The organism is Rhodococcus sp. SGAir0479, from assembly GCF_005484805.1.
Taxonomy (GTDB): domain Bacteria; phylum Actinomycetota; class Actinomycetes; order Mycobacteriales; family Mycobacteriaceae; genus Prescottella.
Genome location: NZ_CP039432.1, coordinates 546,806 through 569,794, shown reverse-complemented (window position 1 = coordinate 569,794; position 22,989 = coordinate 546,806). Strand labels below are relative to the sequence as shown.

General features: G+C 69.1%; 23 protein-coding genes and 1 pseudogene. 9 read left to right on the top strand and 15 right to left on the bottom strand.

Annotated features, from left to right (window positions below; genetic code table 11):
- Positions 1–134: 134 nt before the first annotated feature.
- Positions 135–1,148, top strand: coding sequence for an alcohol dehydrogenase catalytic domain-containing protein (locus E7742_RS02755; RefSeq protein ID WP_137797532.1), 1,014 nt, complete (start codon positions 135–137; stop codon positions 1,146–1,148).
- A 47-nt stretch (positions 1,149–1,195) separates the two neighbouring features.
- Here E7742_RS02755 and E7742_RS02750 read toward each other — a convergent pair whose 3' ends face one another.
- From E7742_RS02750 to E7742_RS02735, 4 genes are read right to left on the bottom strand one after another with little or no spacing between them, the layout of a single operon-like run.
- Entirely contained in the window at positions 1,196–2,626 is a 1,431-nt protein-coding gene (locus tag E7742_RS02750; protein ID WP_137797531.1) for an MmgE/PrpD family protein, read from the bottom strand.
- Positions 2,623–3,462: a cyclase family protein gene (locus E7742_RS02745; RefSeq protein ID WP_137797530.1), complete on the bottom strand. Its 840-nt coding sequence runs from the start codon at positions 3,460–3,462 to the stop codon at positions 2,623–2,625. The genes E7742_RS02750 and E7742_RS02745 overlap by 4 nt, the downstream gene beginning before the upstream one ends.
- Positions 3,459–4,301 (bottom strand): HpcH/HpaI aldolase/citrate lyase family protein, encoded by an 843-nt coding sequence (locus E7742_RS02740; protein WP_137797529.1) that lies wholly within the window; start codon positions 4,299–4,301, stop codon positions 3,459–3,461. Before E7742_RS02740 ends, E7742_RS02745 begins: the two co-directional genes overlap by 4 nt.
- Positions 4,298–5,092, bottom strand: coding sequence for an IclR family transcriptional regulator (locus E7742_RS02735; protein ID WP_137797528.1), 795 nt, complete (start codon positions 5,090–5,092; stop codon positions 4,298–4,300). Before E7742_RS02735 ends, E7742_RS02740 begins: the two co-directional genes overlap by 4 nt.
- A gap of 259 nt (positions 5,093–5,351) precedes the next feature.
- On the opposite strand from E7742_RS02735, the gene E7742_RS02730 reads away from it, so the two are divergent.
- From E7742_RS02730 to E7742_RS02715, 4 genes are read left to right on the top strand one after another with little or no spacing between them, the layout of a single operon-like run.
- Complete coding sequence (locus E7742_RS02730; protein ID WP_137797527.1) at positions 5,352–6,719, top strand: FAD-dependent oxidoreductase; 1,368 nt, start codon at positions 5,352–5,354, stop codon at positions 6,717–6,719.
- Positions 6,720–6,756: 37 nt separating this feature from the next.
- Positions 6,757–8,217 carry a dihydroorotase gene (locus E7742_RS02725; protein WP_137797526.1) on the top strand — a complete coding sequence of 487 codons (1,461 nt, stop codon included), beginning with the start codon at positions 6,757–6,759 and terminating at the stop codon, positions 8,215–8,217.
- 11 nt (positions 8,218–8,228) lie between these two features.
- Positions 8,229–9,437, top strand: a complete 1,209-nt coding sequence (locus tag E7742_RS02720; protein ID WP_137797525.1) for a CaiB/BaiF CoA transferase family protein — start codon at positions 8,229–8,231, stop codon at positions 9,435–9,437.
- 30 nt (positions 9,438–9,467) lie between these two features.
- Complete coding sequence (locus tag E7742_RS02715) at positions 9,468–10,760, top strand: MFS transporter (RefSeq protein ID WP_137797524.1); 1,293 nt, start codon at positions 9,468–9,470, stop codon at positions 10,758–10,760.
- 82 nt (positions 10,761–10,842) lie between these two features.
- Here E7742_RS02715 and E7742_RS02710 read toward each other — a convergent pair whose 3' ends face one another.
- The 4 genes from E7742_RS02710 to E7742_RS02695 form a co-directional block, all read right to left on the bottom strand.
- Entirely contained in the window at positions 10,843–11,445 is a 603-nt protein-coding gene (locus tag E7742_RS02710) for a methyltransferase family protein (protein ID WP_137797523.1), read from the bottom strand.
- Positions 11,442–12,143: a L,D-transpeptidase family protein gene (locus tag E7742_RS02705; RefSeq protein ID WP_254699144.1), complete on the bottom strand. Its 702-nt coding sequence runs from the start codon at positions 12,141–12,143 to the stop codon at positions 11,442–11,444. Before E7742_RS02705 ends, E7742_RS02710 begins: the two co-directional genes overlap by 4 nt.
- Positions 12,144–12,222: 79 nt before the next feature.
- Positions 12,223–12,792, bottom strand: a complete 570-nt coding sequence (locus tag E7742_RS02700; protein WP_137797522.1) for a mismatch-specific DNA-glycosylase — start codon at positions 12,790–12,792, stop codon at positions 12,223–12,225.
- A 40-nt stretch (positions 12,793–12,832) separates the two neighbouring features.
- On the bottom strand, positions 12,833–13,309 hold the full coding sequence (locus tag E7742_RS02695) for a VOC family protein (protein WP_137797521.1): 477 nt from the start codon (positions 13,307–13,309) through the stop codon (positions 12,833–12,835).
- Positions 13,310–13,411: 102 nt separating this feature from the next.
- Between E7742_RS02695 and E7742_RS23695 the strand changes: the two are divergent.
- Positions 13,412–14,011: pseudogene (locus tag E7742_RS23695) on the top strand (SDR family NAD(P)-dependent oxidoreductase); the annotation flags it as partial.
- A 65-nt stretch (positions 14,012–14,076) separates the two neighbouring features.
- Complete coding sequence (locus E7742_RS23410) at positions 14,077–14,424, top strand: hypothetical protein (RefSeq protein ID WP_254699365.1); 348 nt, start codon at positions 14,077–14,079, stop codon at positions 14,422–14,424.
- Positions 14,425–14,636: 212 nt separating this feature from the next.
- Here the strand turns inward: E7742_RS23410 and E7742_RS02685 are convergent, their stop codons facing one another.
- A complete protein-coding gene (locus tag E7742_RS02685; protein ID WP_137797520.1) occupies positions 14,637–15,833 on the bottom strand; it encodes an RtcB family protein in 1,197 nt (398 codons plus the stop codon).
- Between the two features lie 210 nt (positions 15,834–16,043).
- Here E7742_RS02685 and E7742_RS02680 point away from each other — a divergent pair, with 210 nt between their 5' ends.
- Entirely contained in the window at positions 16,044–16,955 is a 912-nt protein-coding gene (locus E7742_RS02680) for a carboxymuconolactone decarboxylase family protein (RefSeq protein ID WP_137797519.1), read from the top strand.
- Positions 16,956–16,966: 11 nt separating this feature from the next.
- On the opposite strand, the gene E7742_RS02675 is transcribed toward E7742_RS02680, so the two are convergent.
- From E7742_RS02675 to E7742_RS02655, 5 genes are all read right to left on the bottom strand, one after another.
- Positions 16,967–17,455 carry an FBP domain-containing protein gene (locus E7742_RS02675; protein WP_137797518.1) on the bottom strand — a complete coding sequence of 163 codons (489 nt, stop codon included), beginning with the start codon at positions 17,453–17,455 and terminating at the stop codon, positions 16,967–16,969.
- Positions 17,456–17,553: 98 nt separating this feature from the next.
- Positions 17,554–18,651 (bottom strand): LLM class flavin-dependent oxidoreductase, encoded by a 1,098-nt coding sequence (locus tag E7742_RS02670; RefSeq protein ID WP_137797517.1) that lies wholly within the window; start codon positions 18,649–18,651, stop codon positions 17,554–17,556.
- The gene (locus E7742_RS02665; protein WP_137797516.1) at positions 18,648–19,382 is read right to left on the bottom strand and encodes an ABC transporter ATP-binding protein; all 735 of its coding nucleotides are present in this window, start codon (positions 19,380–19,382) and stop codon (positions 18,648–18,650) included. Before E7742_RS02665 ends, E7742_RS02670 begins: the two co-directional genes overlap by 4 nt.
- Positions 19,355–20,197 (bottom strand): ABC transporter permease, encoded by an 843-nt coding sequence (locus E7742_RS02660; protein ID WP_137797515.1) that lies wholly within the window; start codon positions 20,195–20,197, stop codon positions 19,355–19,357. The genes E7742_RS02665 and E7742_RS02660 overlap by 28 nt, the downstream gene beginning before the upstream one ends.
- The gene (locus E7742_RS02655; protein ID WP_254699143.1) at positions 20,194–21,156 is read right to left on the bottom strand and encodes an ABC transporter substrate-binding protein; all 963 of its coding nucleotides are present in this window, start codon (positions 21,154–21,156) and stop codon (positions 20,194–20,196) included. The genes E7742_RS02660 and E7742_RS02655 overlap by 4 nt, the downstream gene beginning before the upstream one ends.
- Positions 21,157–21,506: 350 nt before the next feature.
- Here E7742_RS02655 and E7742_RS02650 point away from each other — a divergent pair, with 350 nt between their 5' ends.
- A complete protein-coding gene (locus E7742_RS02650) occupies positions 21,507–22,238 on the top strand; it encodes an MBL fold metallo-hydrolase (protein WP_254699142.1) in 732 nt (243 codons plus the stop codon).
- Here the strand turns inward: E7742_RS02650 and E7742_RS02645 are convergent.
- Positions 22,189–22,986 carry an IclR family transcriptional regulator gene (locus E7742_RS02645; protein WP_254699141.1) on the bottom strand — a complete coding sequence of 266 codons (798 nt, stop codon included), beginning with the start codon at positions 22,984–22,986 and terminating at the stop codon, positions 22,189–22,191. The two genes, E7742_RS02650 and E7742_RS02645, sit on opposite strands and share 50 nt — an antisense overlap.
- Between the last annotated feature and the right edge of the window lie 3 nt (positions 22,987–22,989).

Here is a 22,989-nt window from a genome sequence, read left to right as displayed (position 1 = left end):
GCCCGGTGGAGCATTCGCTCCGCCGGGCCTTTCGTCGTCTTTGCCTGCGTGCGCCGCGCACCCTTGCCAGGATCTGCCTGCGGGGTCTTGACTGGAATGCGGACCGCCGACCGCCACACGGAGCGAGGGTGCCGATGTCGACCCACCGAGCAGTGCACGTCCAGTCCCCCGGCGCACCGTTGACACTGGTCGACGTCGAGACGCGATCACCCGAGCGTGACCACGTTCGCATCGACGTCGCAGCCTGCGGAGTCTGCGGGACCGATCACGGCTTCGTGAGCGGCGGATTTCCCGGAATGTCGTGGCCGCTCACCCCGGGCCACGAAATTGCCGGCACCATCGCCGAAGTCGGTCCCGGTGTCGACGCGTTCGCGGTCGGCGACCGGGTTGCCGTCGGTTGGTTCGGCGGTCACTGCAACCAGTGTGTGCCCTGCCGGCAGGGCATCTTCATCCACTGCGAGCGGATGCAGGTGCCCAGCTGGCAGTATCCGGGTGGGTACGCCGAGTCGGTGACGGTCCCCGCCAACGCGCTCGCCAGGATTCCGGAGGGACTCTCGTTCACCGAGGCCGGGCCGCTGAGTTGTGCCGGCGTCACCACCTTCGACGCGCTGCGCAAGACCCGCGCGCGGCCCGGTGACCGCGTCGCGGTCCTCGGCGTGGGCGGACTCGGCCACCTCGGCGTCCAGTTCGCCCGGGCAATGGGTTTCGAGACGATCGCGATCGCGCGCGGCGCGGCCAAGGCCGACGACGCACACCGCTTCGGCGCCGACCATTACATCGACTCCACGGCGGGTGACGTGGCAACCGCGTTGCAGGCACTCGGCGGGGCGAGGGTGGTCCTGGCGACCGCCGCGAACTCGAAAGCCATGGCCGACACGGTCGGTGGGCTGACACCGAGGGGTGAACTCGTGATCGTGGGGGTCACGTCCGATCCGCTGCCGATCAGCCCACAACAACTGATCATGCCCGGACTGAGCGTGACCGGGCACCCGTCGGGCACCGCCCGCGACGTCGAGGAGACGATGCACTTCGCCGTCCAGTCCGGGGTTCGGGCGCAGATCCAGGAACGACCCCTCAGCCAGGCTGCCGACGCCTACGCGGCGATGGACGAGGGCCGCGCGCGATACCGCATGGTGCTCACGATGTGAGTCCCCGCGCGTCTCGGCGGGCCGTGGCTGTGGAGGGACAGGCGGGATCAGCCGCGCACGGCCGCCATGAGCGTGTCGAGCGATTCGGCTGCGGGCAGTCCCAACGCACCACGCGCGACGGCCCGCGCGGATTCCGGAGACAACCGGTCCTCCACATTGAGGTCGAACTTCATGATGAGTTCGTCGTCGGAGAGCGGATTCGCCGGACCGCCGCGATTGTGATCCACCCGAGCCTCGTGCCACGCACCGTCTCTCGTGCGCACTCGCAGCACCGCCGGGAACTGGTGCGGGTAAATCTCGTCGCACCGATCGTCGCTGTGACTGGTGACGAGCCTTGCGAGCTCGAGCGTCCGCGGGTCCTTCGCTGATTCGTCGGTGAAATCGGCGTGCCCGACCCCGAGCCCCGACCCACCGAGAAAGGCGCGCGCCACGGTGAACGGTCCTGAGAACGCTGCGTGGTATCCCGACTCGGGCGCCGCCTTCGCGGCCGGCGGCTCGGCGATGGTGCGCAACACGGGTTTCGGCACGCCGAGTTCGATCTTCACGATCTCCGCGGGATCGAGACCATCGCGCAACAGCATGCGCGCCGCGTCGATCCCGGCATGGGTGAAGTGATTGCACGGGTAGGGCTTGAAGAAGATACCCGGAAGTTCCCAGTGCTCACCCAACCGGTCGAGTACCTTCGCGGTGTCCGCCCGGTCGCCGCAGAAGGCGTGCAGAAAGCCGAAGCGACCCTCGATGACGGTGGGTGGGCCGGTAAGACCGGCCCGGGCGAATTCCGCTGCGGTGACACCGGAATGCGCCGCCCATCCGCAGTGCGCACGCTTGACCGTGCCGCCGGTCCGGTTGGCCTCCAACAACCCTGCGCCGAAGCTCGCGGCGATGCCCATCGCGTCCGCGATTCCCTCGGCGTCCAGGCCGTACAGCATCGCCGCGGCGGCGGCGGAACCGACCGCGCCGCAGATGGAGGTGGCGTGTTGGCCACGTTCGAAGAACTCCGAGTTGCCGAGTTCCTCGTCGTAGCCGCCCATCCCGAGACGAACCGCGATTTCGATACCCACACCCGCTGCGTCCAGTACCGCGGCTCCGGAGGCTCCGGTCGCCTCACCCACCGCGAGCGCGGCCGGAACTACCGACGCGGACGGATGCAGCACGGACGGCAGATGGGTGTCGTCGGAGTCCATCGAATGGGCGAGCGTGCCGTTGACCAGCGCGGCGGTGGCTGCCGGGAAGCGCTCCCCGGTTCCGATACCGCTCGCCGCGGCCGCGCCTGCCCAGCCGCGCGCCACCTCGGTGACCGCGCGGGCCGACGGCTGGTTCTGCGCGGCGAGGGAGTTGCCGAGCACGTCCAGCACCCGGCGAGCGACGTCTGTGCGCAGTTCCCCGGGCAAACCGCCCGCTCGGGTGTCCGCCGCGAGTGCGGCCAGCCGGCCGACAACCGTGCCGTGCAGGTCGTGACGGCTTTCGGTCCCGGTCACGCCGCGACCACCGCAACCGGGCGAACCGGAGAGCCCGTGCCGCCGGTGATGCGCAGGGGCGCCATGACGAAGGTGAACTCGGTGAGCCCGCGAGCACTCGCGGGCTCGAGGTTCAGATGTTCGATGATGTGAATCCCGTTCTCCACCAGCAGGACTCGGTGCACGGGCAGGACGCTGTGCCCCTTCCCCGGCGGAATGTGCTCGAAGGCGGTGGTATCGGCACCCGCGGCCACGATGCCTGCAGCGGCCAACCACTGCCCCGCGGCGACATCCGGTCCGGGAACACCGTCCTCCTGCCCGAGGTAACGCGCGGCATCGTCGAAATGACGGGCCCACCCGGTGCGGACCAACACGACGTCTCCGCGTCGGGGCGTCACGCCCGCGGCGTCGGCGGCGTCCCGCAGGTCCTGCTCGGTGACGGCCTGACCGGCCTCGAGCGCGTCCACACCGCGGACCCGAGCCACGTCCAGCAGCAGACCGCGGCGAAGCATGAAGGGGATGGTCTCGGCGCCGAGCTGCGAGAACCGCCCGCCCCGCTGCGCCTGCTCGGCATCCACGTCGCCGTACAGCTTGCCCTCGTGGCTGACGTGCGAGAGCGCGTCCACGTGCGTCCCGACATGCCCGCCGGTCACGATGATCTCGTTGGACGCCGATCCACCGTCCGGGCGGACCATGTCGCCGTGCCGACGGATCAGCGTCATCCGGAACCCGGGATGGTTCGGCGAACACGGCATACCCGTCGTGTGGGGATGCCCGAGTTCGACGACGTCGACGTCGGTGTCCATCACGGCGTTCAACAGTGCGTCGGAACTCGCGGTGATCGCTTGTTCGGTCATGCTTCCACTCCTCGTGCTGCTACGGCCTGAGCCCGGTCGAGGACGACGCGAGCGTTCGCGACGACGGCCGGATCGATGAATCTCCCGTTCTCGTCGAGAACTGCAGATTCCCCCGCCGCCAGGGACGCGGACGCGTCGTCCACGATCCGCTGTGCCCGCTCCTGCTCCTCCGCCGACGGCGTATAGGCCTCGTTGACAATGTCGATCTGATCGGGATGTATGACGGAGCGCCCGAAGAACCCCTGGATCCGGCCGGCGTGCGAGCTCGCCGCCAGCCCCGCCGGGTCGTCGACGGCGGTCCACACGCTCTGGACCGGCGACGACAGTCCGGCCGCCCGCGCGGCTGCGACGATCCAGCCGCGCGCCCAGGCAAGCCCTTCGGGCGCGGTACGCAGGTCGGCCGCGAGATCCGCTTCCCCGAGCGCGATCCCGGTGACCCGCGAATGGCATCGCGCGATCTGCGGCGCTGCAAGGAGACCCGCGGCGGATTCGACGATCGCGTGCACCGGGCACCCGAGGCGGTCGGTCGTCGCCGCCACCGTCTCCGGACTCTCCGCCTTCGGCAGCCGGACGCCGGCGGGCGCGCAATCGGCGCCGGACAGCACGTCGATCTCTCGGGCGAGCCACTGCGACCCGATCGCGTTGAGCCGCAACCAGATGGTGCGACCTGCCGGGGCGGACTGCAGGGCGGCGACCGCATGCTCGAGGGCCCTCTCCTTGGCGTCCACCGGAACCGCGTCCTCGAGGTCGATGACCACGGCGTCGGCGGCACTCGCGATCGCCTTGGGGATGCGCTCCGCGCGGTGCCCGGGTACGTACAGCCAAGACCGGGGGCTCACTGCGACTCCCCCACGGGTGCGCCGGTGGGCCGGTAGCCCAAGACGCGAGAAACCCGTTGCGCCGCTTCGACGACAGCGCCCTCGTACTCGTCACAGGCCTCGTCGGTCATTCGGTAGCTCGGTCCACAGACCGAGATCGAACCGACCACCGTGCCGTCGGCCCCGAACACGGGGGCGGCAACCGATGCCGCACCTTCCTGCCGCTCGCCGGTCGATCGGCAGGTACCGCGTGCACGCGCCTCCTGTAGCGCCGCGCGCAACGCGACCGGGTCGATCATGGTGGCCGGGGTCAACCGTGACAGCGGCCGGGAGAGCACATCTTCCTGCTCCGCCTCGGAGAGGTGCGCCAAGATGATCCGGCCGGACGAACCGCTGTAGAGCTCGAAACGGCGTCCCAGCTCGACGGTCATTTTGATCTCCTGCGTGCTCTCGACCTGGTCGAGATAGACGCGGCCGCCCGGCAAGCGACCGGTCACGGTCGCAGTCTCGCCCGTCGTCCGTTGCAGATCGACCAGCGCCTCGCGGGCCGCGCGGCGCAACGGTGAGACGTCGAGGGCCCGGGCGCCGAGTGTGGCGGCGGCCGGACCGAGCAGATAGCGACGGGTGGAGGGCTCGTAGAGCAGGAGCCCGCACTCGACGAAGGTCGTGAGTATGCGGTGGGTGACCGCCTTGGAGATCCCGGTCGAGCGGGCGATCTCCGAGACGCCCAGCCCGCTCGAGCCGCGGCCGAATTCGAGCAGCACCTCCGCTGCCCGCGCTGCGGCCGTGGTGCCGCCACTGGAGGGCTCCATCGTGGCTCCGTTCCTCGGGTCGGTGGGTTCACGGGGTAGCGACGATCCGACGGATGCGCCGCGCTGACGGCACGGCGATCGAAACCCCGATCTGTTTGTACCGCCTAGCGGAACGATTGTCCAGCGCGAATCTCACATCGGCTTCCACACCCTGGGCACCCACCACCATCGCAGCACTTGTGCATCACCAATGCGGGGTGCATAGTGCACTGGATCACTTTTGCACCGTTTCGCCTAGCGGAACAGATGAGGAGGAAGCGTGACCGCTCCTGATTTCGATCTCGTCGTTGCCGGTGGGGGCGGTGGACTGGTTGCTGCACTGCACGCCGCCGAATCGGGTGCGAACGTTCTGGTCGTCGAGGCCGACGAGCACTTCCAGCGCGGAAACAACACCTCGATGTGCACGGCGATGATTCCCGCCGCCGGTACCCGCTGGCAGCACGCCGCCGGCGTGCAGGACAGCCCCGACCGATTCCTCGGCGACATCACCCGCAAGACCGGGGGCACCGCGGATCAGCGGGTTGCGCGGGCGCTGACCGACGTGAGTGCCGCGCTGGTCAGCTGGCTGGCCGACGTCCAGGGCCTCGACCTCGAACTGGTCACCGACTTCCGCTACCCGGGCCACACCGCCGACCGCTGCCACACCATCCCGGGTCGGCACGGTTCACGCCTGCTGCGCCACCTCGTCGAGCGCGTGCGCGCGAACCCTCGAATCGAGCTGATCGCACCGATGGCGTTGCGAGAGGTCGACACTGCCGACGGCCGCGTGACGGGCGTCGAGATCGCCACGCCGGACGGCCGTCGCGAACACCTCACGGCAGCGGCGGTCCTCCTGGCGACGAACGGGTTCGGCGGTGACCGCGACCTGGTGCACCGTCACATGCCCGAAATTGCCGACGCCCACTACCACGGCGGCCAGTACAGTCGGGGTGACGCGCTGCGCATCGGTCGGCAACTGGGCGCCGACGCCGGCTTCCTCGACGCCTACCAGGGTCACGCCGCACTCTCCTCCCGCAGTCAGACGCTCGTCGGGTGGGCCACCGTCGTGCACGGCGGCGTCATCGTCGACGGCTCCGGCCGACGCTTCGCCCCGGAAACCACCGGGTACTCCGAGTTCGCAGCCCTGCTCGCAGCCCGGCCCGGGAGCGCCGGCTGGATCGTCATCGACGAGCACATCGAGGAGCTGTGCTCCACCTTCGACGATTTCCGCACCGTGGCCGAGAGCGGGTCGTTGATCCGGGCGGCCACGGCCACGGCGCTGGCCGAACGCATCGGAGTGCCCGCGGCAGCCCTCGAGGACGAACTCACCGCCGCTCACCGCGCCGCGACCGGGACGGAACCGGACCGGCAGGGGCGCACCGACACTCGGCACCCGCTCACCGCGCCGTACACAGCGATCGCCGTCAAGCCGGCGTTGTTCCACACCCAGAGCGGCCTCGTCGTCGACGAACACGCACGCGTACTCGCCGGCGGAACACCCATCCCCGGCCTGTACGCGGCGGGCGGGGCGGCGGTCGGCATCTCCGGCCACGGCGCCGGCGGATACCTGGCCGGCAACGGCCTGCTCTCCGCGCTCGGGCTGGCGTTCCTCGCCGCGGCGCACGTAAGCAGCGCCGTCACCGCCTGACACCACATCTGTCCAGTTACACCCCTCAGGAGAAGAAATGACCACCTACCTGATCAAGAACGGCACCGTCGTCCGCACCGACGACGCGGCTCCCGCCGAGGGTGAGATCGCCGATATCCTCGTCGTCGACGGCAAGATCGCCGAGATCGGCGTCGACCTCGATGCCGAGGGCGCCGAAATCGTCGATGCGACGGACAAATTGGTGCTTCCCGGTGTGGTCGATGCACACCAGCACTGGGGAATCTACAACCCCCTGCCCGACGACACGCAGACCGAATCCCGCGCCAGTGCCCAGGGCGGCGTCACCACGGCGCTGACCTACATGCGCACCGGCCAGTACTACCTCAACAAGGGCGGCGCGTATGCCGACTTCTTCCCCGAGGTGCTGGACTCCTCCGCGGGCCGCAGCTACATCGACTACGCCTTCCACCTCGCCCCGATGTCCAACGAACACATCGGCGAGATTCCCGATCTGGCGTCGGAGCAGGGCGTCACCTCGTTCAAGATCTTCATGTTCTACGGCAGCCACGGGCTGCACGGGCGTTCGACCTCGCAGAGCGACTTCTTGATGATCCCGGAGGACGAGCGCTACGACATCGCGCACTTCGAGTTCGTGATGCGCGGGGTCCAGAGGGCCCGGGAACAGTTCCCCGAACTCGCACCGCACATCTCGCTGTCCCTGCACTGCGAGACCGCCGAGATCATGAGTGCCTACACCAAGATCGTCGAGCAGGAGGGCAAGCTCAGCGGGCTCGCCGCCTACAGCGCTTCCCGTCCCCAGCACTCCGAGGGCCTGGCCGTGACCATCGCGTCCTTCCTGGCCGACGAGACCGGTCTGCCGAACATCAATCTGCTGCACCTCAGCTCCGCCAAGGCGTTGAAGGCAGCGATGAAGATGGCCGACGCTTTCCCGCACGTGAACTTCCGCCGCGAGGTCACCATCGGGCACCTGCTCACCGACATCGACAACGCCAACGGACTCGGGGCCAAGGTGAATCCGCCGATTCGCCCGCGCGAGGACGTCGAGGCGCTGTGGGAGCACCTGCTCGCGGGCAACATCGACTGGGTCGTCTCCGACCACGCCTGCTGCAAGGACGAGGTGAAGTTCGGCGAGGACCGCGACGACGTCTTCGCCGCCAAGTCCGGCTTCGGCGGCACGGAGTACCTGCTGCCCGGCCTCATCAGCGAGGGTCGCAAGCGCGGCCTGTCGTTGCGTCGGATCGCCCAGCTCCTCGCTTCCAACCCGGCCGACCGCTACGGCCTGCCCGGCAAGGGTCGACTGGCCGAGGGCGCCGACGCCGACATCGCGATCGTGGATCCACACCGCACCTGGACAGTGCACGCCGCAGATTCCGAATCGACTCAGGAGTACACACCCTTCGAGGGGTTCGAGCTGACTGCCGCAGTGACCGACACCTTCGTGCGCGGAAACCGGGTGCTGGCCGACGGCGTGGTGACCGGCGAGCCCCTCGGCCGCTACCTCTCGCGCCCGTACTGATGGGCCGGCACATGACGGACGAAAAGCAACCCTCGGGACCGCTGCGCGGCATCAAGGTTCTCGACGCCTCCACCATCCTGGCCGGACCTCTCGCCGCCCAGATCCTGGGGGACTTCGGTGCCGAGGTCATCAAGATCGAGCATCCGTCGAAACCGGACGGGATGCGCGGGCATGGGTTGGACAAGAACGGAATTCCACTGTGGTGGAAGATGATCAGCCGTAACAAGCAGACCGTCACCGTGAACCTGAACGAGCCGGACGGACAGGCAATCTTCCGCGACCTCGCCACCGAAGCCGACGTCGTGGTCGAGAACTTCCGGCCGGGCACCTTCGAACGCTGGGGCCTTTCCTACAGGGAATTGTCCGCACGCAATCCGGGGCTGATCATGCTGCGGGTCACCGGCTTCGGACAGCAGGGCCCCTATGCGAAACGCCCCGCCTTCGGCACGCTGGTGGAATCGATGAGCGGCTTCGCCCATCTCACCGGTCAACCGGACGGCCCGCCGACGCTGCCCGCGTTCGGTCTCGCCGATTCGATCGCCGGAGTCGCCGGGTCGTCGGCGGTCGCGATGGCACTGTTCGAGAGGGAACGCAACGGCGGCATCGGCCAGGAGGTGGACCTCGATCTCCTGACGCCGATCATGACAGCGGTCGGACCTGGCGTGATCTACGCCGACCAGTTGGGTATCGACCAGAACCGCACGGGCAACCGGTCCCAGAACAACGCGCCGCGCAACCTCTATCGCACCAAGGACGACCACTGGGTCGCGGTCTCCACCAGTGCGCAGGCCATCGCCGAACGGGTGCTGCGCCTGGTGGGGCATCCCGAGGTGGTCGAGGAAGAGTGGTTCGCCACCGGCCGTACCCGCGCCGAGCATGCGGATCTGCTCGACGGGTACGTGGGGGGCTGGATCGCCGAACGCACCCGCGACGAGGTCGTCAGTTCTTTCGAAGAGGCCGGTGCGGCCGTGTCACCGGTCTACCGACCCAGCGACCTACTGGCAGATCCACAGGTCGTCGCCACCGACATGGTCACCACCGTCGACGACGACGAACTCGGACCCATGCGCATGCAGAACGTCATGTGGCGCATGACCCGCTCTCCCGGTGCGATCCGCCACACCGGTCGACCCGCCGGTGCCGACACCGACCGGGTCCTCACCCAACTCGGGCGCAGCCCCGAGGACATCGACGATCTGCGGGCCCGCGGCGTCATCTGACCCGCGACTGCGTCATTCGAGGAGTTCGCTATGAAATCGCGTTGGTGGACAATCGCCATCATCCTGGGCCTGGTGGTCGTGAACTACATCGATCGCAGTGCCATCTCGTTCGCAGCTACCGACCTGCGGGCCGAGTTCGGAATCACGCCAGGGCAGTACGGCTTCATCAGTTCCGCATTTTCGGTCGGCTACATGCTGTTCGCCCTCTTGTCGGGGCCGTTGGTCGACCGATACGGTTCCCGGCGCGTTCTCATCGTCGGCATGTTCATCTGGGCCGCGGCCACAGCACTGACCCCGTTTGCGGGCGGGTTCATGGGCCTCATCTTGTTGCGGATCCTCCTCGGCGCCGGTGAAGCGCCCTGCTTCCCCGCGGCTACTCGACTCGTCAGCCGCTGGTTGCCGGCCCAGGAACGGGGCAAGGCGCTGGCGCTCATCGGCGGCGTCGCGGTGTCCGGCAGCCTTCTGGTCGGTGGCCCCATCATCACTCAGTTGATTGCGTTCACGGGGTGGAAGGCCATGTTCGGGGTGCTGGCTGCGGCCGGGATCGTCTGGGTGGTGGCGGCCTATCCCGTCCTGAAGAACTCGCCCAGCGAGGCGAAATTCGTGTCCCGGGAGGAACTGGCCTACATCCGGGCAGGCCAGCTGGACGGAGAGGACAGCAGTCACGAGTCCAGCACCGACTGGGGTGCGATCCTGCGCAACCGCAATCTGTGGCTGGTCGGTCTCGGATACTTCTCGTGGGGCTTCATGTTCTGGGCGTTCATGTACTGGCTTCCGCAGTACCTCGAGCACGAGTTCGGTCTTTCCATCAAGGAGGTCGGCGGTTTCTCCGTGGCTCCGTGGGCGGCCGGTGTGGTGGGCGCGCTGCTCGGCGGAATCTTGGTGGATCGCGTCTACAAGCGCACCCAGAGCATCCGGTCGCGGTTCGTCATCATCGGTGTGGCATTGCTACTGGCGGGTGCCTCCATCGCGCCGATCCTGTTCTTCCGCGGCAATCTCACCGTTGCTCTGATCTGCATCTCTGCGGGCGTGGGCTTCGGCTTCATCACGGGTGGAATCTGGTGGGTGGCGTCGATCGACGCTGCCCCCAGCCAGCCCGGTACGGCCGCCGGCTTCGCAGACGCATGTTTTGCGCTCTCCGGCATCATCGCGCCTTCGGTGATGGGGTTCATCGTCAGCCGCACCGGCACCTACAACGGCGGCTTCCTCGTCATGACGGCCCTGTGCCTCGTCGGCGCGGTCGCGATGCTGTTCTTCACCAAGGAGCCGGAACGCGAACGAGCGCGGCCGGAGAGGCGCACGGCGAGCTTCGGCCCGACGTAAGCCGACCGCGTCTCTGATCGGCCGCTCGGAACCGGCGGGCCGGCACAAAAGTGCCGGCCCGCCGCGGCGTGTTCATGGGCCGTCACAGCACGCGCGGGATCAGCCGTTTGGTCCGCCGCATGTACCGCCGGTACTCGTCCCCCAACCCGTCGGCGAGGACGCGTTCCTCGTGTGGGATACGCACGACGTAGGCTGCGGCGAGCACGAGCACCGTCGCCGGTGCGAGCCAATTGGTGTACGCGACGGTGAAGCCCAGGGCACACACCAGCGCTCCGGTGTAGGACGGGTGCCGGATGTTCCGGTAGAGCCCGGTGTCGACGACGTGCTGCCCCGAGGTGGTCTGCACCCGGAAGGTGAACGCCGCACCCAGTTCGTGGACCGCCCGCAGGCGCAGCGCCTGGCCGGCCGCAGCGACGACGAGACCGACCCCGAAGTACCACCAGACGCCGGTGGTGATCACGGTGGCCGAGGACAGGATGCTCAGCGCCGGACCGCCCAGGTACACCGCCGCCAAGCCGAGCCCCACCGCAGCACCCGTCCAGCCGTCCTGGGACGCGCCCCCGCCCGGATGGGTACGGCCGATCCGCATCTCGGACACCAGCACGCTCAGAAAGGCCACGACGAGCACGACGGTCGCGACCGGGTCTGCCGCGAACAGCGGGAGCGCGGAACCGGAGTCGCTCACGACGGAACGGGAGCGGTCCCCACGCCGATCGCGATCACCGGGTGGTGTGCCGGGCCCAGGGAACGGAGGAGCGTCACGAGCGTGTCCTCGTCCACCGCGACACAGCCGGCGGTGGGCTGACCGTTGGTGACGTGCAGGAAGATCGCCGATCCGGCGGCCGGAGTGCGGGCCGTGTTGTAACCGATCACTGCGGCGTAGTCGTAGACCGCGCCCTCGGCGTACAGGTTCTCGCTCAGCCCGCCGGGGCTGGCGGGCCGGCGGACGTGGGTGTTGTAGGTGGGTGAGAGCGGGTTCGAATCCCACCAGTCCTGCTCGTCGGTCCGGAAGTACGGCAGCGCCGTGCCGGGATCGGGCAGCCGGCCGAAGGACTCGGTCACGGGGAAGACCCCCGCCGGCGTGCGGGCCGAGAACTCGTCGGTCGCGCCGATGCCCTGGGCACCGACCCGTGCCGCGGCGGGTGCGGTGATCGGCTGCCACCGGCCGTCGTCCCCGCGTTCCCACGCCGCGAGCGCGGCGACGGTGGACTCCGTGTTCGGGGCGTAGACCGTGATCACCTGGTCGGCGGCGCCCGAGAAGATCGACGCGTCGACGGCGGCGTCGGACCGCGGCGCGGCCACCAGCCCGAAGGCCACCGCCAGTAGGCACATCATCGAGTAGGACAATGCCCGTCGCCAACGGGCCGTACCGGTCTCCGTCATGCCCCGAGTGTGCCTGCCGGCGCCGTGGGACGTGGTCGGAACCGGCGAGGCCGTCTCGGACGGGACCGCCGCCGGGTCGTCAGCGCGAGATCACGCCGGCCTCCACGGCCGCGGCCCGGTACATCTGCGCCAGCGAATCGACGGTGTCGTGCGCGTTGAGTCCGCTCGGATTGGGCACCACCCATAACTCCGCGCCCTCGAAGTCCTCCGGCTGCCGACCCTTGACCGCCTTCCGGACGCCGAACGCGGCCCGGTAGGCGGTGATCCCGGCGACTGCGACGACCCGGGGACGCACGTCGGCGACCACGCGGCGCAGCCGCTCTCCGCCCGTGCGCAATTCGCCGTCGGTGAGTTCGTCGGCGCGCGCGGTGGCCCGGTGTGCGAGGTTGGTGATTCCCACACCCCGGGACACCAACAGCTCGCGGTCCTCGTCGGACATCCCGGCGGCCGGGTCGATCGGCCGGTCGATGATCCCCGCCCGGTACAGCGCCGGATAGAACCGATTGCCGGGGCGCGCGAAGTGGGCACCGGTGGCCGCGGTCCACAGTCCCGGATTGATACCGACGAACAACAGTCGGCAGCCGGGCTCGATCAGGTCCGGTACCTCCGCATCGCGGAACGCTTCGAGCTCGGCACGCGTGAATCCCATGCGGACAGCGAACCGTACTCGGCCGGGCGGGGCAAAACCGTCAGGTGCCCTCGTACGCCTCCCGGATCGCGTCGATGTCGAGCTTGCGCATCCCCAGCATCGCCTGCATAGCGCGCTGCGCACCGTCCGGATCGGGACCCCCGATGTAGGACGCGAGCTGCTCGGGAATGATCTGCCACGACACCCCCCACCGGTCCTTCAGCCAGCCGCACTGGCTCTCCTTCCCGCCGTCGGCGGTCAACCGGGACCAGTAGTGGTCGACCTCCGCCTGGTCCGCGCAGCTCACCTGGAACGACACCGCCTCGTCGAACGTGAATTCCGGCCCACCGTTGAGCGCGGTGAACCTCTGCCCGTTCAGCTCGAACTCGACGGTCAGCGCCAGACCTTCCGGGCGGTGCATCCCGGGACCGTATCGGGAGACCTCCAGGATCCGCGAGTTCTCGAACACCGAGACGTAGTACTCGGCGGCCTCCTCGCCCTCGGTGTCGAACCACAGGCACGGGGTGATCTTCTGCATGGTGATCGGATCCTTCCGGTCGTCGCTTCGCCGAAACGTGTGCTCTGTCGGGACAGACCGCCGCGGCGCGCAGAACTCATCGCGCCGGTCGGTTCCGAGGAGATGACGAAGCCCGACGATCGCCGGTTCCGCGTCCGACCGAGCGGTAGATTGAGGGCGCATCGACCCCGTGCTGCGAACGGGAGGGTGGTCGGCGTGTATCAGGTTCCCGATCTGACAGACCGATACGTCGTCGTCACCGGCGCCGACAGCGGCACCGGCAAGGAGGCGACTCGGCGGATGGCCGCCGCGGGTGCCCACGTCGTGATGGCCTGCCGGACCCCGAGCAAGGCTGAGGCGGCGTGCGCGGAACTGCTGCACGAGGATCCGGGCGCCCGACTCGAGATCCGGCGCATCGATCTCGCCGATCTCGGCTCGGTCCGGGAGTTCGCCGCGGGTTTCCTCGACGACGGCCGCCCGATCGACATTCTGGTCAACAACGCCGGCGTCATGTCCCCGCAGGAACGGTTCGAGACGGTCGACGGCTTCGAACTGCAGTTCGGCAGCAACTTTCTCGGCCCCTTCGCCCTGACCAACCTGCTGCTCCCGCTGCTGCTGGGTGCGCCCGCGCCCCGCGTGACCACGATGACCAGCGCAACGGCGCACTACGGCCGGATCAACTTCCGGGATCTGCAGTCGAGGCACCGCTACAGCCCGGCGATGAGTTACGCGCAGTCCAAGCTCGCGGGCATGCTGATGGCCCAGCACCTGGCGCGGGTCGCCGAGGAGTGCGACTGGACTCTACTGAGTACCTACGCGCACCCGGCTACACCCGGACCAACCTGCAGACTGCCGGCGCCAATCTGGGCCGCGACCGGCCCCGGCACGGCGTGTTCTCCGGTAGCGAGCGGACGGTTCTGCCCTCGCAGGACGCCCGGCACGGTGTGGAACCGCTGCTCTTCGCGGCGACCAGCCCCGAGGCCGTGCAGGGCGGCTACTACGGCCCCGGCGGGCGCATGGGGCTGGTGGGACCGACCCGGCGGTGCGAACGACCCCGCACCTCGCGCGGCGTCGACCTCGCGCCGTCGCTGTGGGCGGTGGCCGAAAAACTCACCGGCACAACCCTTCCGTACTGAGCAGTCACCACTCCGCCGGAGCCGTTCCCGCAAAACGCCCTGTTCGGGGACCGTTCCGGGCTATATTTCGGTCGCATAACGCCCCGCCGGCCGGTCCCGCCCCGCGAAAGGTCACCGATGAACCTCAACCTCGTCTCGCTTCTCCCCGCACTCATCGGGACGATCGGAAACCTGATCAACCTCGGGAGCACGTTCGAGTTCAGCTGAGCCGGTCAGGTCCCCTTGACGTTGAGGACCTGCCGCAGGCGGTGCCGGATCTCCACGAGACCGCGGGCGTCGTCCATCACGACGTCGATGTCCTTGTAGGCGTCGGGAATCTCGTCGATCCACTCCGCCCCGTGCCGGTACTCAATGCCCTGCATCCGCTCCGCGAGATCGGCGACGGTGAACCGCTTCCGGGCCTGGGTGCGGGAGAACCGCCGCCCGGCCCCGTGCGGTGCCGACGACAACCCCCGGACATCGCCCTTACCTCGGACCACGTACGACCGGGTTCCCATGGAGCCTGGAATGACGGCGTCGACGCCCTCGTGCGCATCCACCGCGCCCTTCCGGGTGAGCCACACGGTTTCGCCGTAGTGCTCCTCCTGCTCGGTGTAGTTGTGGTGACAGTTGATCCGCTCCGCCTCGACCACCGTCTCACCGATCCACTCCCCCAGCACGGCACTGAAGCGGTCCATCATCTCGGCCCGGTTCAACAGCGCGAATCGCTGCGCCCACCGCAGTTCCCGGATGTACGCCCAGAACTCCGGCGCTCCCTCCGTGAGGTAGGCGAGGTCGCGGTTGGGCAGCTCGATGTGCCACGTCCGGCACAGCTTCTGGGCCACGCCGATGTGCTTCTGCGCGATCTTGTTTCCCACGCCTCGACTGCCGGAGTGCAGGAACATCCACACCCGCTCACTCTCGTCGAGGCACAGTTCGATGAAGTGGTTGCCGCCACCCAACGAGCCCAGCTGCTCCCGCCACTTCGGGGAGTGCGAGAGGTCGACGCCGTCGCGTGCCGCCTGCTCCTCGAGTTCGGCGATCTTCGCCTCCGCGAACCACTGCCCGAGGGATGCGGTGAGGTTGTAGTTTCCCGGGGACAGCGGGATCGCGTCCTCGATCCGCAGCCGCAGTGCGTGCAACGTCCGACCGTCCGTTGCCGCACGGTCCAGGTCGGCAGCCGTGAACTGTGTTCGGGCGGCGATCATTCCGCACCCGATGTCGACGCCCACCGCCGCCGGGATCACCGCGCCGCGGGTGGGGATCACCGTGCCCACCGCGGACCCCTTGCCGGTGTGCGCGTCGGGCATCAGCGCGACGTGCGGGTACACGAACGGCATGGACGCGGTTTCGCGCGCCTGTGCGAGGGTGACGTCGTCGATGTGGCTGGCAAAGTTCACGAGGTGGTGATCGTGCGTGGTCGGGGTCATGTCCTTCTCCGGTCGGGCCGGCCCACAGCGCACGGGTCGGCCCCTGTGTTGTTGTCACCACAACGCTACGGCCATTGCGCCGCAACGCAACCGATTAAGCCCCGAGCAGCGCCCCGTCAACTGTTCGCTCACCTTTCCGGCCGCGACGGCGAGCCGGGTGTAGTTCAATGGAACGACGATGCCACGACCCGGAAGGCCGGTGGACCGCAGATGGACGCTACGAGTGTCGGTTACTGGACCGACGAGAACGGCGCGGCGGCGTTGGACCGTCACGCCCCCGAGGTCGCCGCGGCCCTCGATCGACTGGTGGCCACCGTGCCGCCGGTCGGCGGCACACCACCGGCCGCGTCGGTCCGCGGGCTGTGTGCGCGGACCCTGGCACTGCCGGCCCTGCCCGCGCCCCCGGACGTCGGGACCGCCGAACCCGTCGGTCCGGCGGTCGAGTTCGCCGAACAGTTCACCGTCGACGTGTCGATGATCGACGACGCCATGCGCGCACGGCTGCACACGGCGCTCGGGGACGGGACCGGCGCCTTCGTGCAGTCCCTGTACGTCGCCGACTGGGTGCCCCGCGTCCGCGCGGGTCTGGACGCCCTCTTCCCGGGCGACGGGCCGGACTGGCCGGTCCCCGACGCGTGGGACACCGACCACCCTCCGTGGCCCCTGATCCAGCGCACCCTCGTCGAGGTCGCACGGGTACGCGTACTCGATCCGGTCACCACGGAGGTGGTGCGCCTGTACCAGGCCCGCCAGCACAACTGCCGGCTGTGCAAGTCGCTGCGCAACCGCACCGCGATGCTGGCCGGCGGCGACGAGGCGCTCTACGGCGCGATCGACGACTTCCGGGCCGGTGACCTGTCCGCGCGCCACCGGGCGGCGCTCGCACTGACCGACGCGCTCGTCTGGCAGCCCGGGCACCTCGATCCGCAGATGATCGCCGAGGTTCGCGCGCACTTCTCCCCTGCCGAGGCCGTCGAGCTGGTGATCGACATGATGCGCAACGCGTGCAACAAGATTGCGGTTGCGACCGGAACGGATCAGGCGAACGTCACCGACGGGATCGAGGTCTACGACGTCGACGCGGACGGATCAGTGGAATTCGGACTCGCCGTGCCCCACTGACCCGCGCGGGTTCACGCGTACAGCCGGTCGACGAACGCGTTGACGTTGTCGCGGACCCGCTCGGTCTTCTCCTCCGGGCTCAGATCCTCGCGGTACCGGCTGCCGAGCGCGGGCTTCTTCTTGCCGCGCGCGTAGAGCGGGCAGGCGAGGTCGATGCACATGTAGATGCCCACCGAGTTGCCCGCCCGGCCGGACTCGCCGATCTTGTTGGCCGTCATGAGCGCGATACCGCCGCGGGTGTGCGTGGTGAGGCAGATCGCGCACATCTGCGACTTGGCGGAGCCGTTCGGCTCGAACCGCATGGCGATGCCGACCGGCCCGTCCTCCCGCGGGACCACCAGGTACCCCCGGCCGGGGAACGACGGATCGGTCCAGCCCAGGAAATCCAGGTCGTCCCACGGCCGATCGCCGAGGTCCCGCGGCGCGGGCAGCCGTTTGGCGTCGCCCTTCGAACAGTTGACGAACGACGCCCGCAGGTCGCGTTCGGTGATCGGGTCCACGGGACCGACTCCTTCGATCGTTCGGGCGGCTAATCACCGTCACGATACGACCGGGGCCCGGCCGCGGACAACCGGTTTTCCGCGGCCGGACCCGTCGATCAGGCCGCCTGCAGCAGCCCCCGACGGGACAGGATCGGACGCACGCCCTCCGCGAACCAGTACGCCTCCTCGATGTGCGGCTGGCCCGAGAGCACGAAGTGTTCGACACCCACCGCGGCGTACTCCTGGATCAGGGCGGCGACCTCCTCGTGGCTGCCGACGAGGGCGGTGCCGGCGCCGCCGCGGACCAGCCCGAAGCCCGCCCACAGCCCCCGATACACCTCGAGGTTGCGCAGGTCCGCGCTCAGCCCCAGCTGTCGCCGCTGCCCCTCGGACTCACTCTGTGCCAGCCGGGTGCGGGCCAGCTCGATCTGGGCGGGGCTGATCCGCCCGACGAGCTTGTCTGCCTCCGCCCACGCCTCCTCGGACGTGTCCCGCGCGATCACGTGGGCGCGGATACCGAAGCTGAGCGTGCGCCCGTGCGCAGCGGCGCGGCGACGGACGTCGTCGATCAGCGCACCCACCTTCGCCGGCGGCTCGGTCCAGGTCAGGTAGGTGTCGACGTGCTGCGCCGCAACGTCCAGTGCGGGCTCGCTCGCCCCACCGAAGAAGACCCCCGGCGCCGGAGTGGGCGTGGGGAACGCCGCCGCACCCTCGACCGTGTAGTACTTGCCCGCGTAGTCGTAGGGTGCCGATCCCCACGCCCCGCGCACGATGTCGAGGAACTCCCCCGTCCGCTCGTACCGCTCCTGCTTGGTGAGGAAGTCACCAAAGCGGCGCTGCTCCTCGGCGTCACCGCCGGTCACGATGTTGAGGAGCAACCGGCCGTTCGACAACTGTTGGAAGGCGGCAGCCTGTTGCGCGGCCAGCGTCGGGGTGATCAGCCCCGGGCGGAAGGCCACCAGGAACTTCAGCGTGCGGGTCTCCCGAATGAGGGCGGCGGTGGTGATCCACGCGTCCGGGCACCACGACCCGGTGGGCGTGAGCACCGCCTCGAAGCCGAGTTGTTCCGCGGTCTTCGCGACCAGCGTCAGGTAATCGAGCGACGCCGGCCGGAACTCCGACGCCCGACCCGACGCGTCCCGCGACTCGAGCGCACCGATCACCTCCCGGCCGTCACCGGACGTGGGCAGGTACCAGTGGAAGTGCAGGGTCATGCTGGAATCCCTTCGAGAACACCGAGATGAGCGAGAACACGCGTGCGCAGATCGACGACGCCGTCGTCGGCCCGCGAGCGTGGGCGGGGCGCCGTGACCGCCACGTCGTGCGCGATGTGGCCACCGTCGAGCACGAGGACCCGGTCGGCGAGCAGCACCGCCTCCTCGACGTCGTGGGTGACGAGGAGGACCGCGAAGCCGTGGCGACGCCACAACCGGATCAGCAGGTCGTACGCCGTTATTCGGGTCAGCGCGTCGAGCGCGCCGAACGGCTCGTCCAGCAGCAGCAGGTCCGGCTCACGAACCAGCGCCCGCGCCAACGACACGCGTTGCGCCTCACCACCGGACAGGGTGAGCGGCCACGCGTCCACCCGGTGCCCGAGATTGACCTCCGCGAGAGCGTCGACGGCGCGCTGCTTGCCGTTCTCGCCGGACAACCCCAGCGAGACGTTGCGGTGCACCCGCTTCCACGGCAACAGCCGCGGTTCCTGGAAGGCGACCGCCACGGAACCGTCGAGGTCGATCCGTCCGCCGTGACCGCGGTCGAGCCCGGCGATCGTCCGCAGCAACGTGGACTTGCCCGACCCGCTGCGCCCCACCAGCGCCACGATCTCACCGCGGCGCAGCGTCAGATCGATCCCGTCGAGCACGACGTCGGATCCGAAGACCCGGCGCACACCGCGGGCGATGACGACTTCGTCGCTCACATCCCCTGGTACGTCTTGCGCCATGTCAGCAGCCTTCCTTCCAGGGCCCGCACCACCGCGTCGGTCGCGAGACCGAGGAACGCGTAGACGAGCAGACCGAAGATGACGATGTCGATGCGGAAATAGATGCGGGCGTTGTTGATCAGGTATCCGAGGCCGGCGTCCGCGTTGATCTGTTCGGCGACGATGAGGGCCAGCCACGCGACGCCCAGGGACATCCGCAGTCCCGTCAGCGCCTGCGGCAGCGCGCCGGGCAGGATGACGTGGAACGCGAGCTGGACCTTGCCGAGTCCGAGCGTCTCTGCAGCCTCGATCAGCTTCCCGTCGATGCTCCTGATCCCCGCAAAGAGGTTGAGGTACAGCGGGAACATCACACCGAGCGCGACGAGGAACACCTTGGGCTGTTCGCCGATCCCGAACCAGATGATGAACAGTGGGATGAGCCCGAGGAACGGTACGGTCCGCAGCATCTGGATCGGCGGATCGATGGCGAGTTCCACGATGCGCGAGAAACCGGCCAGCACGCCGAGGACCACCGCGAGCGCGACACCGAGGACGACGCCGAGCGCGACCCGCTGCACGGAGACGGCCAGCGCATCCTGCAGGCTCCCGTCGGACCACAGTTCGGACGCCGCCGACGCGACCTGGGCCGGTGACGCCAGCGTCTTGTCGGACACCAGGCCCGCGCTGCTGACCACCTGCCACAACACCAGGAGCAGCAGCGGCGAGACGAGACGCAGCAGCGGCTTCCACGAGCGTTTCGTGCGCGCGGTCCGCGCCGGGGCGGCGCTCCCGGGCGCGCCGGCCGCCGACACTTCCTTCGTCAGGACGGCGGTCATTTCGTCCCCGCCTCGATCCGGTCGTTGAACCTGGCGTCGAACCAGTCGGCCGCCACCGGGGCCTGCTTCAGCAGTCCCCCGGCGGCGAACAGGTCGATCAGCTTCTGCTGCTTCGCGATGCGGTCGCCGTCGATGGGCACATAGTGCCCCTTGGACGTGTCGAAGGATGCCTGCGCGACGTCCTCGGGCAGCTTGGTCAGCTTCGCGAAGATCGGCACCCACGCCTCGGGGTGCGTGTCCGCCCACACCTGGGCGCGCGACAACCGTCCGAAGAAGTCGGCCAGGGCCGCCGACTTCGCCGGATCGGCCAGTGCGTCCGACGCGGCGGAGAAGTACGTCTGCCCGGTGGTGACCTCGCTGCCGTCGGCGATCACCTTGGCGCCGGCGGTGTTCTGCCCGATGGTCGAGTACGGATTCCAGACCGCCCACGCGTCGACCTGGCCGGCCGTGAACGCACTCAGGGCGTCCGCGGGACCGAGGAACTGGAACTGGAAGTCCGAGACGGGAAGCCCGGCCTGTTCGAGCAGTCCCAGCACCAGTCCGTGCGAGCTCGAACCCTGTGTCACCGCGATCCTCTTGCCCTTCAGATCGGCGATGGACGACGCCGTCGAGTTCGCGGGCACCAGGAGGAAGTCGTTGGCACCGGTCCGCGCCTGGACCGCGACGATACGCCCGGAATTGCCGTTGGCCTGGGCGAACACGGGCGGCACGTCGCCGGTGCTGCCGGCATCGATCTTGTTGGCGCCCAGTGCTTCCAGCAACGGCGGGCCGGCCTCGAACGTGGACCACTCGATCCGGTAGTCGAGGTCGTCGAGCGCGCCGGCCGCCTCCAACAGCGACTGGGTGCCCTTCACCTGGTCCCCGATGCGCAGCGTGACGCTGGCCTGCGGGTTGCCGGCGGTGTCGGACGGTTCCGACGCGCCGGAACTGCTGCAGGCACCGACCGTCAGCGCAGACACGGCTGTCAGGGCCGCGAGAACGAAACGTGTTCGCGTCGAACGACGCATGGAAAACCTCCGATACGGAAAAGGTCGAGACGAGCGCCCGAGCCGCCTGCGGTGGTGGGCGGTGAGCGGGCCCGCGCAGCGCGGGACGGTGGATCAGAACGGACGCGGACAGCGGGCACACCGGCAGCAGGCCTCGAGGGCATGCCGGGGCGCGTGGGTGTCGGCGACAGTGGTCATGCCGAGAATCCTCGGATCGGGGGGCGGTCCGGTCAACGGTCCACATCACCGGAGACTGGACGCCGCACCGCCGCACGCTGGGCGTTCAAGACTTCGAATCACCCGAGTTCGATACTGTGGGGCCCGTGGAAGAAGTCGCACCGAACGTGTTTCGCGCGAGCGGGACCGATGTGAACGTCGTGATCCTGCGGGACGGCGGCGCGTTGACGCTGATCGACGGCGGCTATCCCGGCGACGTCGCGGCCGTGGAGGACGCGATCCGTCGCCTCGGCCGGCGTCCTCAGGACGTGGAGGCGATGCTGCTCACCCACGCGCACATCGACCACATGGGTGCCGTCGTCGCGTTCCACGAGCAGTACGGAATCCCGGTGCTCACGGACCCCGTCGAAGTCGCGCACGCGCGCCGCGACTACCTCGAGCAGGCGACGGGCAGGGACTTCGTCCCGATGCTCCACAAGCACGGCGTGCTGCCCTGGCTGCTGCGCATCGCGCGCGCGGGTGCCACACGACAGCTGTCCGTCGAGGCGGGCGGCTTCGCCCCCGGCGAGGCGCTGGACCTGCCGGGCGCTCCGGTGCCGGTGGCCACGCACGGCCACACGTCCGGGCACACCGCCTTCCACCTGCCCGGACCCGGTGTCGTCGTCACGGGGGACGCGCTCGTCACCGCCCACCCGCTGTCGAAACTGCGCGGACCGCAATTACTTCCGCAAGTCTTCGACCACGGCGGGCACCACACGCTGACCGCGCTCGACCAGCTCGCGGCGCTGGATGCGGACACCGTCGTTCCCGGGCACGGCCCCGCGGTGTTCATGCCCGTGGCCGCGGCGGTCGATCAGGCGCGTCGACGCGCCCGCTGACGTCGTCCCGAGAGGCCGCGCGTTCGATCGCGGCCGCCGCGCGCTGGACCGCGTCGATCATCCGTCGATCCGTCGTGATCCGCTCCACGGGGCCGCAGATCGAGATCGCCGCCGGCTCCGGAATCCCCGCCGTGACGGGGGCGCCGACGCACCCCAGTGACGGCGCGGCGATCCCACGGTCGAACGCGATGCCGTGAGAGCGGGTCTGTTCGAGTTCGGTCCGGAGCGCGGCGCGTCCGCCGGGCACACCGTGATCGAGATGATCGAACATCGGGTCGTCGATCGCTTCGGGGCGCAGTCGCGACAGGAGCGCCTTGCCCACCGCGGAACGGTGGGCGGGATAGCGGCTGCCGATGCGGGACGGCACGTTCGCACCGAACGCCCCGGACAGCTTCTCCCAGTAGACGCTGTCGATCCCGTCGAGATAGGCCAGGTGGACGACGGCGCCGGTGGAGCGGTGCAACTCCTGCATGATCGGCAGGCAGAGACTGTGGAACCAGTGATCGCGAATTGCGCGGGACCCCAACTCGAAGAGACGCACGCCCAACTCGTAGCGGGTGTCGATCCGCTTCAGCCAGCGCATCGCGACCATCTTCTCGAGCAGGCGGTGCGCCGTCGATCGCGGAATTCCGGTGAGCCGGGCGGCCTGGCTGTTGGTGAGATAGCCGTTGTCGTCGACGGCCTCGAGAATCAGCTCGACCCTGTCGAGCATCGACGGCACCGACGTCTCATCGCTGTTCGTGGCCACGCC

Bases quoted from the DNA above. Each gene is read 5' to 3' on its own strand.
- E7742_RS02720 (WP_137797525.1), top strand. From the start codon at position 8,229: ATGACGGACGAAAAGCAACCCTCGGGACCGCTGCGCGGCATCAAGGTT.
- E7742_RS02685 (WP_137797520.1), bottom strand. From the start codon at position 15,833: ATGACCCCGACCACGCACGATCACCACCTCGTGAACTTTGCCAGCCAC.
- E7742_RS02755 (WP_137797532.1), top strand. From the start codon at position 135: ATGTCGACCCACCGAGCAGTGCACGTCCAGTCCCCCGGCGCACCGTTG.
- E7742_RS02665 (WP_137797516.1), bottom strand. From the start codon at position 19,382: ATGGCGCAAGACGTACCAGGGGATGTGAGCGACGAAGTCGTCATCGCC.
- E7742_RS02745 (WP_137797530.1), bottom strand. From the start codon at position 3,462: ATGACCGAACAAGCGATCACCGCGAGTTCCGACGCACTGTTGAACGCC.
- E7742_RS02670 (WP_137797517.1), bottom strand. From the start codon at position 18,651: ATGACCCTGCACTTCCACTGGTACCTGCCCACGTCCGGTGACGGCCGG.
- E7742_RS02700 (WP_137797522.1), bottom strand. From the start codon at position 12,792: ATGGGATTCACGCGTGCCGAGCTCGAAGCGTTCCGCGATGCGGAGGTA.
- E7742_RS02725 (WP_137797526.1), top strand. From the start codon at position 6,757: ATGACCACCTACCTGATCAAGAACGGCACCGTCGTCCGCACCGACGAC.
- E7742_RS02735 (WP_137797528.1), bottom strand. From the start codon at position 5,092: ATGGAGCCCTCCAGTGGCGGCACCACGGCCGCAGCGCGGGCAGCGGAG.
- E7742_RS02680 (WP_137797519.1), top strand. From the start codon at position 16,044: ATGGACGCTACGAGTGTCGGTTACTGGACCGACGAGAACGGCGCGGCG.
- E7742_RS02715 (WP_137797524.1), top strand. From the start codon at position 9,468: ATGAAATCGCGTTGGTGGACAATCGCCATCATCCTGGGCCTGGTGGTC.
- E7742_RS02660 (WP_137797515.1), bottom strand. From the start codon at position 20,197: ATGACCGCCGTCCTGACGAAGGAAGTGTCGGCGGCCGGCGCGCCCGGG.
- E7742_RS02705 (WP_254699144.1), bottom strand. From the start codon at position 12,143: ATGACGGAGACCGGTACGGCCCGTTGGCGACGGGCATTGTCCTACTCG.
- E7742_RS02695 (WP_137797521.1), bottom strand. From the start codon at position 13,309: ATGCAGAAGATCACCCCGTGCCTGTGGTTCGACACCGAGGGCGAGGAG.